The organism is Rhodococcus sp. NPDC060176 (assembly GCF_042728675.1).
Taxonomy (GTDB): domain Bacteria; phylum Actinomycetota; class Actinomycetes; order Mycobacteriales; family Mycobacteriaceae; genus Rhodococcus_F.
In genome coordinates this window covers 382,432-394,456 of sequence record NZ_JBHWYS010000004.1, presented here as the reverse complement: position 1 = coordinate 394,456, position 12,025 = coordinate 382,432, and the positions used below count along the sequence as shown (strand labels likewise).

11 protein-coding genes are annotated in these 12,025 nt (G+C 61.1%); 2 read left to right on the top strand and 9 right to left on the bottom strand.

All coding sequences use genetic code 11. The features are described 5' to 3' along the window. Window positions 1-3: 3 nt before the first annotated feature. The 5 genes from ACFWEM_RS21455 to ACFWEM_RS21435 all read right to left on the bottom strand — a co-directional run bounded on the left by ACFWEM_RS21455 (window position 4) and on the right by ACFWEM_RS21435 (window position 7,616). Window positions 4-747: an IclR family transcriptional regulator gene (locus ACFWEM_RS21455; RefSeq protein ID WP_378536783.1), complete on the bottom strand. Its 744-nt coding sequence runs from the start codon at window positions 745-747 to the stop codon at window positions 4-6. Window positions 748-817: 70 nt separating this feature from the next. Next, window positions 818-2,749, bottom strand: coding sequence for an ABC transporter ATP-binding protein (locus ACFWEM_RS21450; protein ID WP_378536780.1), 1,932 nt, complete (start codon window positions 2,747-2,749; stop codon window positions 818-820). Then, window positions 2,746-4,479, bottom strand: a complete 1,734-nt coding sequence (locus tag ACFWEM_RS21445) for an ABC transporter ATP-binding protein (RefSeq protein WP_378536777.1) — start codon at window positions 4,477-4,479, stop codon at window positions 2,746-2,748. The genes ACFWEM_RS21450 and ACFWEM_RS21445 overlap by 4 nt, the downstream gene beginning before the upstream one ends. Before the next feature lie 115 nt (window positions 4,480-4,594). Beyond that, a complete protein-coding gene (locus ACFWEM_RS21440) occupies window positions 4,595-6,949 on the bottom strand; it encodes an MMPL family transporter (protein WP_378536774.1) in 2,355 nt (784 codons plus the stop codon). Between the two features lie 55 nt (window positions 6,950-7,004). Then, on the bottom strand, window positions 7,005-7,616 hold the full coding sequence (locus ACFWEM_RS21435) for a TetR/AcrR family transcriptional regulator (RefSeq protein ID WP_378536771.1): 612 nt from the start codon (window positions 7,614-7,616) through the stop codon (window positions 7,005-7,007). Window positions 7,617-7,870: 254 nt separating this feature from the next. Here ACFWEM_RS21435 and ACFWEM_RS21430 point away from each other — a divergent pair, with 254 nt between their 5' ends. Further along, a complete protein-coding gene (locus ACFWEM_RS21430) occupies window positions 7,871-8,983 on the top strand; it encodes a GGDEF domain-containing protein (protein ID WP_378536768.1) in 1,113 nt (370 codons plus the stop codon). A gap of 12 nt (window positions 8,984-8,995) precedes the next feature. Here ACFWEM_RS21430 and ACFWEM_RS21425 read toward each other — a convergent pair whose 3' ends face one another. After that, window positions 8,996-9,451 (bottom strand): RrF2 family transcriptional regulator, encoded by a 456-nt coding sequence (locus ACFWEM_RS21425; protein WP_378536765.1) that lies wholly within the window; start codon window positions 9,449-9,451, stop codon window positions 8,996-8,998. Between the two features lie 128 nt (window positions 9,452-9,579). Between ACFWEM_RS21425 and ACFWEM_RS21420 the strand changes: the two genes are divergently transcribed. Further along, window positions 9,580-10,521 (top strand): sterol desaturase family protein, encoded by a 942-nt coding sequence (locus ACFWEM_RS21420; protein ID WP_378536762.1) that lies wholly within the window; start codon window positions 9,580-9,582, stop codon window positions 10,519-10,521. Here the strand turns inward: ACFWEM_RS21420 and ACFWEM_RS21415 are convergent. The 3 genes from ACFWEM_RS21415 to ACFWEM_RS21405 all read right to left on the bottom strand — a co-directional run bounded on the left by ACFWEM_RS21415 (window position 10,487) and on the right by ACFWEM_RS21405 (window position 11,981). Further along, window positions 10,487-10,822 carry a DUF202 domain-containing protein gene (locus ACFWEM_RS21415; RefSeq protein ID WP_378536759.1) on the bottom strand — a complete coding sequence of 112 codons (336 nt, stop codon included), beginning with the start codon at window positions 10,820-10,822 and terminating at the stop codon, window positions 10,487-10,489. The two genes, ACFWEM_RS21420 and ACFWEM_RS21415, sit on opposite strands and share 35 nt — an antisense overlap. A 1-nt stretch (window position 10,823) precedes the next feature. Further along, window positions 10,824-11,174, bottom strand: coding sequence for a YidH family protein (locus tag ACFWEM_RS21410; RefSeq protein ID WP_378536757.1), 351 nt, complete (start codon window positions 11,172-11,174; stop codon window positions 10,824-10,826). Between the two features lie 123 nt (window positions 11,175-11,297). Then, the gene (locus ACFWEM_RS21405) at window positions 11,298-11,981 is read right to left on the bottom strand and encodes a YceI family protein (RefSeq protein ID WP_378536754.1); all 684 of its coding nucleotides are present in this window, start codon (window positions 11,979-11,981) and stop codon (window positions 11,298-11,300) included. Window positions 11,982-12,025 lie beyond the last annotated feature (44 nt).

The window sequence follows — 12,025 nt, the reverse complement described above, 5'->3', positions numbered from 1 at the left end:
CGGTTATGCCGAGCGTTCGAGAACCGATACCTTCCGGCTGATTCCCGCGGCCGCCGCGCGCAACGGTTCGGCAAAACGCTCGGCATCCATTCGATACCGCGGACTCGACACACCGATCGCGGCAACTGCTTCACCGTGTCCACCGAAGATCGGGGCAGCGATACTCGATGTTCCCAGGCGAACCTCTTCGGTCTCGACCGCCAACTGCTGCGAACGAACAGCGTCGAGTTGCCTGCGTAACCCGTCTTCCGAGTTCACCGTCCGATCGGTGAACTCGACAAATCCGTTGCCTGTCACCGCTCGAAAAACGGAATCCGGTGAGTACGCGAGTATCGCCTTGCCCGTTGCCGTGGCATACATCGGCAGCCGGCCGGCAACCCGCGACGGCAGGTCCACCCCGTGATGACCGGAGATCTTGTCGATGTACAGAACATCGAGGCCGTCGCGAATCGCGAGGTGAACCGTCTCCCGGGTCGCCGCGTGAAGATCCTGCACATACGTCAAGGACACCTCGCGCAGAATCCGTTGACGCGGAACCAACTGCCCCAGTTCGAAGAGCCGTAAACCCAACCTGTACCTGGTGCCGACCCGTTCCAGTAGACCAAGAGACACCAGCTCACCGGCTATTCGATGCACCGTCGCCTTCGCAACACCACTCCGATTCGCAAGTTCGGTCAGCGACAGCGCACCCGAATCCGCATCGAAGGAATCGAGTATCAGGCGCGCTTTCCCCAGCAACGAATGCATCGCCGAGCGCCTCCAGTACACAGAATGTGGTCCACCCAGCGGACCAAGTCTGCTCCAGTCTACTGAGGCATCAGATCTCCGCGCCCACAAATTGGCTGTTGTACAGACGGAAGTACGCGCCGCGGGATTCGAGCAGAGCTTCATGGCTCCCCTGCTCCACGATCCGGCCGTCCTCCATCACCACGATCAGGTTTGCATCACGAATTGTCGAAAGACGGTGTGCGATGACAAAACTGGTGCGGTCGTTGCGCAGAACCGCGGTGGCGCTCTGGACCAGTAGTTCGGTGCGGGTGTCCACCGAACTGGTCGCCTCGTCGAGGATCAGGATGGACGGCTGCGAGATGAAGGCGCGGGCGATGGTGATGAGCTGCTTCTCGCCGGCACTGACGTTGCTGCCCTCCTCGTCGATGACCGTGTCGTAGCCCTCGGGCAGGGAGTGCACGAACTTGTCGACGTAGCTCATCTCGGCTGCGCGACGAATTTCCTCGTCGGTGGCACCGGGCTTGCCGTACGCGATGTTCTCGCGGATTGTTCCACCGAACAGCCACGCGTCCTGCAGAACCATGCCGATGCGTGAACGCAGATCGTCTCGCGTCATGTCGGCGATGTCGACGCCGTCCAAAGTGATTCGGCCCGAATTCAGTTCGTAGAACCGCAGGATGAGGTTGACGAGGGTGGTCTTGCCGGCGCCGGTGGGGCCGACGATCGCCACCATCTGACCCGGCTCGGCGGTCAGGGACAAGTCCTCGATCAACGGCTGTTCCGGCTTGTAACTGAACGTGACGTTCTCGAACTTGACGCGACCCTTGTCGACCGTCGGCGACTTCGCGCCCTTCGGGTCCTCCGACTGCTCCTCTTGGTCGAGCAGCGCGAACACACGCTCGGCCGAAGCGACGCCGGACTGCAGCAGATTGGTCATCGACGCGATCTGCGTGAGCGGCTGCGTGAACTGCCGCGAGTACTGGATGAACGCTTGCACGTCGCCGAGAGTCATCGTTCCGGAAGCGACGCGCATACCGCCCACCACTGCGATGGCAACGTAGTTGAGGTTGCCGAGGAACATCACGGCCGGCATGACCAGACCGGAGATGAACTGCGCCTTGAAGCTGGACTCGTACAGATCCTCGTTCTGCTTGCGGAAGCGCTCCTCGACCTCCTGCTGGCGGCCGAACACCTTGACCAACTCGTGGCCGCTGAACGCTTCCTCGACCTGTGCGTTGATTCCGCCGGTGCTCTTCCACTGCGCCACGAAGTGCTTCTGTGAACGCTTCGCGATGAACGCTGTGACCATGATCGACAGCGGAACGGTTGCCACCGCGATCAAGGCGAGCAACGGTGAGATCCACAGCATCATCACCAGAATGCCCAGTACGGTCATCACCGACATGACCAACTGGCTGAGCGTCTGCTGCAGGCTCTGCGCGACGTTGTCGATGTCATTGGTCACGCGCGAGAGAACATCGCCGCGGGCATGGGTATCGAAGTACCGCAAGGGAAGTCGGTGAATCTTCTGCTCGACGTCCTCACGCAACCGGCGAACGGTCCGCTGCACCACGATGTTGAGCAGATACGCCTGCAACCAACTGAACAGCGACGCACAGACGAACAGCAAGAGCACGATCATCAAGACCTTGCCGACGGCGTCGAAATCGATTCCGGTTCCTGGTACAACGGCCATGCCGGACACCATGTCCGCTAGCTGACCCTGCCCCGAAGCACGCAACCCCTCGACAGCCTGTTCCTTGGTAGTCCCCGGCTGGAGTTGCTTGCTGACGATGCCGTCGAAGATCAGGTTGGTCGCGTTTCCCAGGATCTTCGGAGCGATCGATGAGAGTACGACGCTTGCGGTCACCAAAGCGAAGATCAGGACGACGATCGGCTTGTCCGGACTCAAGCGTCCAAGAAGACGTTTGAGCGAAGGGCCGAAGTTCATGGCCTTCTTGGTGGGATCGCCACCCCCGGGCGGGCCGATGGGAGGCGAGGAAGTCGGTCGATTACTCATGATGCGTCCTGTACGGCTAGCTGAGAGGCGACGATTTCGCCGTAGGTGGGACAACTGACCACGAGCTCGTCGTGCGTGCCGATCCCCACGATGGCGCCGTCGTCGAGCACGAGGATCTGATCAGCTTCCACGATGGTGGAAATACGCTGCGCGACAACGACGATGCAGGCGTCTTGCGTGACCGGCCGGAGCGCCGCACGCAGCCTCGCATCGGTAGTGAGGTCGAGTGCCGAGAAGGAATCGTCGAACAGATAGATTTGCGGCTTACGCACCAATGCTCTGGCGATGGCGAGTCGCTGACGCTGACCGCCCGATACCGTCGTACCGCCTTGCGCCACCGGTGTGTCCAGGCCTTCGGGCATGGCACGGACGAAGTCGGCAGCTTGGGCGATCTCGAGGCACTCCCACAGCCATTCGTCGGTAGCTTCGGGGTTTCCGTAGCGGAGATTGGTGGCGATAGTGCCGGAGAACAGATACGGCTTCTGCGGGACCAGACCGATCACCGAGCAGAGCAACTCCGTGTCGATGTCGCGGACGTCGACGCCGCCCACCGATACCGATCCGGAGGTGGAGTCGATCAATCGCGGAATCAGGTTGAGCAGAGTCGTCTTTCCCGATCCCGTACCGCCGATGATCGCTGTCGTCTTACCGGGCTCGGCGCGGAAGGTGATGTCACGCAGTACGGGTTCTTCGGCTCCGGGGAACTGGAACTGAGCGCCACGAAGTTCGACAACTCCCGGGTCTTTCAGTTCTCGGACCGGATTCTCGGGCGGGATCACCGACGAATCCGTGTCGAGCACCTCGGAGATACGTTCGGCGCACACCGATGCACGCGGCAGCATCACCGCCATGAAGGTGGCCATCATGACGGCCATCAGGATCTGCATGATGTAGCTGAGCATCGCCGTGAGCGAGCCGATCTGCATCGAGCCCTCGTTGATCTGATGACCACCGAACCAGATCACCGCGACGCTGGTGACGTTGCTGATCAGCATCACGAGCGGGAACATCAGCGCCATGAGGCGGCCGACGCCGAGTGCAGTCTCCGTCAGCTCACGGTTGGCGTCGCCGAAACGCTCTACCTCGTACGGTTCCCGTACAAACGCTCGGACGACGCGGATACCGGTGATCTGTTCGCGAAGAACGCGGTTGACAGCGTCGAGACGACCCTGCATGACCCGGAATCCGGGAACCATCCGGGCGATCAGGAAACCCATCGAGACAACGAGGAGCGGAACGCTGATCCCGAGGATCCAGGACAGATTCAGGTCCTGACGCAGAGCCATGATGATGCCGCCGACGCACATGATCGGCGCCATGACGAGGATGGTGCAACTCATCACGACCATCATCTGCACTTGCTGGACGTCATTGGTATTGCGAGTGATCAGCGAAGGCGCACCGAAGTGCCCGACCTCCCTGGCCGAGAACGTCCCGACCTGATGCAGCACCGACGCTCGGAGATCGCGCCCGACGCCCATGGCGACTCGCGCTCCAAAGAAGACCGCACCCACCGAGCACAGGATCTGCGTCAGCGTGACCATCAGCATCATCCCGCCGGTGGAGAGGATGTAGCCGGTGTCGCCTTTGGTCACGCCGTTGTCGATGATGTCGGCGTTGAGACTCGGAAGGTAAAGGGCCGCCATAGTCGAAATAAACTGCAGGACGACAACGCCCGTGAGTTCACCCCGGTACGGCGTCAGATAAGTGCGCAGCAGCCTGATCAGCATAGTGAGCGAAGGTTACCAATCCTGGCCGACATGTGCCGCTGGATATTTCGATACCCGGAAAACAGCTGTGCGCCTTTATTAACCGCGGGGGGTTAACAAAGGCGCACAGCAGAGATCAAGCAGATGCGGACTGCAGTTCCGCTTCCTTCTCGTCGCGGAGGGCCTTGCTGAGCTTCTCGCCCTCGATGTCGACGTTCGGCAGAATCTTGTCCAGCCACTTCGGCAGCCACCACGCCTTGTCGCCGAGTAGTGCCATGACGGACGGGATGATCACCATGCGCACGATGAAGGCGTCGAAGAACACTGCCGCAGCGAGCGCGAAGCCGATCGACTTGATGAACGAGTTCGGTTCTGCGATGAAGGCACCGAACACGGAGATCATGATGACCGCAGCCGCACTGACCACACGGGCACCGTGGTTGAAGCCGATGGTCACGGCCTCCTTCGCGGTTGCACCGTGGACGTACTCCTCACGCATACGCGTCACGAGGAACACCTGGTAGTCCATCGCCAGTCCGAACACCACGCCGATCAGGAAGATCGGCATGAAACTCACGAGCGGTTGCGGGTTCGAGATGATGCCCAACCAGCCGTGCTGGAAGATCGCCACCGTCGCACCGAATGTCGCGAGCACACTGAGGAGGAAGCCGAGCGTCGCAGTCAGTGGAACCAGGATCGAACGGAACACCAAGAGCAACAAGATGAATGCGAGGCCGACCACTACGGCAAGGTAGGGCACCAGTGCATCCTTCAGCGTGTCCGAGACGTCGCCTTCGAGTGCGGTCTGACCGGTGATGCCGTAGCTGACGCCGATCGAATCGTTGAGTCCCGCTTCTGCTCCGCGGAGACTGCCCACCAGATCCATCGTGGCCGGATCGGTCGGTCCACTCTTCGGAGTGATCAGCACCTGCGCGGTATTGCCGGCGTCGTTGACTCCGACGACCTGCGCGTTCTGAACGTCATCGAAGCTCGAGATGGTCGAGACGACCTCCGCGAACGCCTCCCCGGCGGGGACGCTGGCATCCTTGGCGTCGACGACGGCGATCAGCGGTCCGTTTCGGCCGTCACCGAAGCCCTCGTCGATCAGGTCGTATGCCTGACGCGCACTGGTCGCCGGGTCACCGGTGGCCTCCGACGGCAATGCCAGACTCAATCCCGTTGCGGGTAGGGCCAATGCGCCCAGTAGGACTACACCACCGATCAGCGGAACGAGCGGACGGCGGACGACGGCGTTGATGAAGCGCAGCGCCAACTTCGGCTTGCCCGAATCTTCGTCTTCAGACTCCTCCGCACGCTTGCTGAGGAAGGGAATCTTGCCGGCAAAAGCCTTGCGCCCGAACATGCCCAGGATCGCGGGCAGCAAGGTCAGAGCGATCAGGACCGCGATCAGCACGGTGAAGGCTGCTGCCGCACCCATGTCCGAGAGGAACGGGATGCCGACGACGCGCAACGCGACCAGCGCGATGATGACCGTCAAACCGGCGAATACCACTGCGGAACCGGCAGTTCCGACAGCGCGGCCCGCTGCTTCGGCACGGTTGTCGGTGAGCGTGAGCTCATGCCTGAACCTGGACATGATGAACAGCGAGTAGTCGATCGCCACCGCCAGGCCGATCATGATCGCCAGCGTCGGAGTCATGGAGCTGAGATCCATGAATCCGGTGGCGACAGTGATTCCGAGGCTGCCGATAGCGATACCGATGATCGCGGTGAGCAGCGGAAGTCCTGCGGCCACAAGCGAACCGAAGGTGATTGCCAGAACGACTGCGGCAACGGCGATGCCGATCAGCTCGGTGACGCCACCGGGCATCTCTGCTTCCTGAGCGGCCGAACCACTGACCTGGACGTTGAGTCCCTCAGCTCGCCCGACATCGGCTGCGGAGTTGATCGAATCGCGCAACGCCTGGTCGAGATCGGCGAAGTCACCGGCAAACGGAACCTCGACGTAACCAACTGTGCCGTCGGCACTGAGCGGCGACAACGCACGCGCGTCGTCCACGGCCTGTGCCTCGGAAGTTCCAGCCGCAGCTGCCTTTTCCTTGAACATCGCAACCATGGAGTCGTTGCCGGTAACCGGATTGACCAGCGCCTTCGCGGCCTGTTCCGGAGTGGCAGTTGCCGGGTCCACCTTGGCAGAATCGGTGACCTTGTCGATGCCGCGGATACTCGCGAGCATGTCGTCCATTGCCTTGACGTTCGCCGGATCAGCCAGCGTTGTGCCTGCCGGAGCCTGGACGACGTATCGGGCGCTCAGCGAATCCATCGGATTGGGAGCATCGGGGAATCGCTCAGCCATCAAGTCCTGCGCTTGCTGCGCCGGGGTCCCCGGGATGGAGAACGAATCCTTGGTGGGGCCGGACAGGGTGGCTGCCCCGACGCCCATCAGGACCAGGATTATCAGCCAAACACTGAGGACCGCACCTTTTCGCCGGTAGGCGAACTTGCCGATCCGATAGAGATAGGTGGCCACGACGGGCTCCTTGCTGTTTCGGTGCGTGTACGTGGACAGGTATTACGTGTAGGTCTCAGAGACGCGGTGCCGGTGCCGGCATTCCCGCTCGAATTTGACGAAAAGCGTCATGGACCAGTTCTTCTGGACCGGAAGCCTCCGACTTTCCTCCGGTCCAGATGTCGATCACCGATTTGCAGGCCCCGGCCACAACCCCGAGAAGGAGGGTCGGATACAGGTCCCGTTCGGCGTCCGTGCCGGTGCGTTCGGCCAATGCCCGAGTGACTGCACGGTTGATCCGCTGGTGCATGTCTGCCGCATCCCGATAGAGAGCAGGACTCGAGTCCGACAACATCCAGATGTTTACTTTTTCTTCCACACCCGGGCCTGAATCGCTCACGATTTCGACCACAAGGTTCTCGAGCACGTCGAGAATGGGTTCGTCCGCGGGTCGGGCCGCAAGCGCCTCGATCCACGAGGCGATCGACTCCTCGAAGCTGGCGAGGACTGCCTCCTCCTTGCTGGAGAAGTAATTGTGGAAGGTCCTCGTCGACACTCCCGCCTCGGATGCGATCGCGTCAGCGGTGACGCATTCGATCCCGAGAGCGCGAGCCAGTCGTGCCGCCGCATCACTGAGTGCGTTACGGGTTGCTGCCTTCTTGCGGTCGCGAAGGCTTGGCTCGGTCATCACTCCACCACCGTACCGAACTTGCAGACCTCTGCAAGTTTGCAGAGGTCTGCAAACTTGTGCGATCCAACACACAGCCGGGAAACTCGAGGCGTGGCTCACATCCGTGCACGTGAAATGCCTGAACAAGGGCAACAGAAAGGGGCCGCGCGCATCACCTCCGGTGATATCCCCGGCCAAGTTGACGCGTAAATCAACATGGGCTGACATACTTTGCTATTGATTAACCACAAGTAGTTCAGCAAAGGAATCTGATGGACCCGCTCCTGCACACCTGGCCGGTTTCATCCACGGTCATGCTGTGGGGATCGAAGGCCGGACGAGGTTCGGTCTTGCGTCTCGTCTACCTGACCATCGGGTTCTGCTCGCTCAATTTCTCGCTTGTGGCTTACCTGTTTCTCCTCAGTACCGAAGGCCCCGACGGACCATTTGCTCGCGCTTGGCTCGTCGGCATTGCGACGGTGAACCTGATCCCCACGACTCTCTGGTTTGTCGGCCGCATCAAAGGTGCGCGCACGCTCAAGCTCTACGGACTGTGGGCAGACCTCGCCACGGCATCGATTCTCATCACATTCACCAGCCACAACGCCGCCCTGTTCGGGGCGGTCCTCTTCGTCGCCACCGGTGCCTACTTCACCTATTTTCTCGACCGCCGCTGGCTGGCATTCCACCTCGCTTTTGCCACGACGTTTGTCATCGCGCTGACCGTGCTGGGCCTGACGAACAGTGATTACTCGGTAACCAGCGTGATCGCCCGAACTGACGTCGTGCTGTGTGCGGTAATCTTCATTCCAGCCACGATTCAGTTCACGTGGCGGCAATTGCTCGCTCGCGCAACAGGATCCAAGATGGATGCGCTCACCGGTCTGTTGAACCGACGAGGGTTGTGGGACATGTCGGAGCGCATCTGGTCGGTCGCGTCGTCGAATCGTGCCGACATCGCTGTTGCCGTCGTCGACATCGACAAGTTCAAAGCGGTGAACGACACCTACGGCCATGAAGTCGGTGATGCCGTCATCATCCGAACCGGAACGCGTCTGCAAGAGCATGTGAACGGTTTCGGTTACGCCGCGCGCACCGGCGGTGAGGAGTTCACCGTCGTGATGATCGGCACCCCGTACGGACTGCGCAAGCGAATCGCAACCCTGCCCAAGGCAGTGGCCAGCGCGTCCGACAGTCCTCTGTCGACGGTCAGCGTCGGAGCAGTGACACTACCTTTCATCCCGCACCAGGAGGAGTTCGACTACAACGAGTTCTCCCGCGCGACCATTGCGGCCGATCATCTGATGTACGACGCAAAATCCGCGGGCGGCAACGCCGCGAACACTGCGCCTATGACTGTTCCGCGTCCCCGACGGACAGTGTGAACTCGCGCTGCATCAGCGCCGGCTCCACGCCTCGGGATCTGCCGTCAGTTCGTGAACGAACTCGGGCAATTCACCACCTGCGACATCGGTGAGCGTGACGTTCTCGAGCACGGCGCGAAGGTTGACGCGCACTGCAATCCACACTTCTTTGAGCGGTGTTGCCGGTCCTCCGTAGTCGACGTCTTCCGGTCGCTGTCCCCGAATCGACGCCAGCGGTCCTTCGACAGCGCGGATGACGTCGGCAATCGTGATTTCGTCCGCGGACCGAGCGAGCCAGTATCCACCATCCGGGCCTCGGCGACTGTTGACGAGGCCGCCGCGCCGCAAGTCAGAGAGCACCGCTTCCAGGAACTTGTGGGGTATTACCTGGGATTTGGCGAGAAACTCGGCTTTGGCCGGGTCCGGACCGACTGCCGCAAGCTCGACCAGAGTCCGCACGGCGTAGTCCACCTTCGCGGTGATATGCACCGGCAATTCCTACCATTGTTCTATGAAAAGTAGCAACAAACCCGCAGGTTTCTTGCTACAAAAGCTTCCCTGACGTTACATATTGATGCATGATGTAACGAATAGAGTGAGAGAATAGGACAAATCGCGTGTGGGAAACCCTTCTCGAGTCATGGCGGTTGCTGCTCGAACCACTCCACGACCCTGTGACGCTCGCAATCCCCGCATTTGTCGTCTTCCTCGGCATCGAGTGGATCGCCGCCCGAGCGCTCGAAGATCATCCGGACGACGCCGACGGACGCGCACGGCCCGCACAGGGCGGGTACCGCCGTATCGACGCTCGGACCAGCATCCTCCTCGGACTGGTGTCGATCGCCACGAGCACGTTCTGGAAAGTGCTGGCACTGATCGGTTATTCGGCAATCTGGGTGTATCTCGCTCCTTGGCACCTCTCGCCGAGGGCCTGGTACACCTGGGTGATCCTGCTGCTCGGAATCGACGTCCTCTACTACGCGTATCACCGCATCGCGCACCGAGTTCGAGTCATCTGGGCCACACACCAGGCTCACCACTCGAGCGAGTACTTCAATTTCAGCACCGCACTGCGGCAGAAGTGGAACAACAGCGGTGAGATCATCATGTGGTTGCCGTTGCCGTTCCTCGGGATTCCGCCGTGGATGGTGTTCGTCGGCTTCTCCGTCAGCCTCGTCTACCAGTTCTTCGTCCACACCGAGCGTGTCGGAAAGCTCTGGCGCCCGATCGAATTCATCTTCAACACACCTTCACATCACCGTGTCCATCACGGTTCCGACGCCGAGTACCTCGACCGCAACTACGCTGGAATCCTCATCATCTGGGACCGGATGTTCGGAACCTTCGCAGCCGAAACCCACCGGCCCACCTACGGACTCACGACACCGGTGGGTACGTACAACATCTGGAAGCTTCAAACGCGCGAATACGCTGCCATCGCTCGCGATTGGAAGGCGTCGACCTCGTGGCGGCAGCGAGCCGGCTACGTGTTCGGCCCACCTGGCTGGGCACCGAAAGCTGAGGTCACTTCAACAGAATCCACAGCCCCGTCGCACTGAGCAGTAACAGACTCAGTGCGAGAACTGCTCCCATACCCAAAGCAGGCATTGCCTTTTCAGCTGAGAACTGGGCCAATCGTCTGGGCCGCGACCGACGTTCGTAGACCGTCACCGCGACGACAAGGATCGCCGCGAGGGACGGGCCGATCAGTGCCACCGAACCGAACGGCGGCAACCATCGCAGGCAGGCAGCAGACAGGCCGAGGATCGACAGACTCGTCCGTACGAACGAGAGCGATGTGCGCTCGGACTGCAGACCCCTATCCGGCGTGACACCTTCCGAAGGTTCGAGCGCGGTCAATTCAGTTCACAACCTCGACCACCAGGACGGTCGCGCAGATCACCAGCACGATACCGACCACCGGCGCCATCAGCGGCACCGGCAACGAACGCTCAGCACGCAGCGCTCGCTCGGCGCTGATCCAGTGGACAAAAGAAGTGATGGCGATCAGAGCGCCGCCGACGAGCAGCAACGCGGCCAGGCCGGCGCGAACCGTTGGGTTGAGAATGTCGCCGCCGAAAGCCTCGAGCCCGACGCCCGACGCGACGAAGGCCGTCGCGGTGCGGATCCAGGCCAGATACGTCCGCTCATTGGCGAGAGTGAACCGTGGGTCGGGATCTTCACCCGTTCGGAACGGTCTCCACTGGGGCATCACCCGTTCATTCCGTCCGGGCAGAAATCGCACACTGCCTTCGGAACGGACAACGAGAAAGGAAGGTCATGTCCTTAATCTTCCCTGCCCGCCCCGAAGCAGTGCGAATCGGGTGGACGTAATTCAGTTCGCGGCTAGCGAGACCAGGAAGTCCACCGAACCGCTGCCGTCGACGGTGACAAAGCCGAGCGACGGAGGTTCGACGCCGAAATCGTTCCAGGTGACCGGAATCGAGCCCGAAGCAATCAGCGAATCACCCGAATGCAGAACAGTCATGTCGACCGATACCGGCTTGGACTGACCCTTGAGCGTCAGCGTTCCTGACACCGTGACCGTCGCCGTTGTTCCGTCCGTCGGTACAGCAGACAAGTCCACCGGCGAGTCGATCGTGAACGTCGCCGTCGGATACGTGCTGGTATCCATCACATTGCCCGTGAACTGGCCATCGCGCCGATCCGAGTCGGTCTTGATGCTTGCCACCTGCACCGTTACTTCGCCAGAAGTGAGCTTTTCACCCTCGACGGTGGCGTTTCCGCTCACCTCGCCGGTGGTTCCGACGACGGTCACACTCGATCCGTTGAGAATCTCGTGCACGGTGTATCCGGCTGCCGTCTGGTTGTCTCCCTGACCGGCGACGACGGTCCACTGTCCGTCGATCGATCCGGACGCCGCCTCTGCGCCCTGAGTAGACACCACGGCCGCCGGTGCATCGTCCTCAGCGATGAACTTCCCGTACGCCCATGGCCCTACGAGCAGGGCAAGCACGACCACAACTACTGCTCCGCCGATCCACCAGATCTTTTTCATGGGTTCGACGATAGTTGCAGCTTCAACGGTTGTCAGGACTTAGC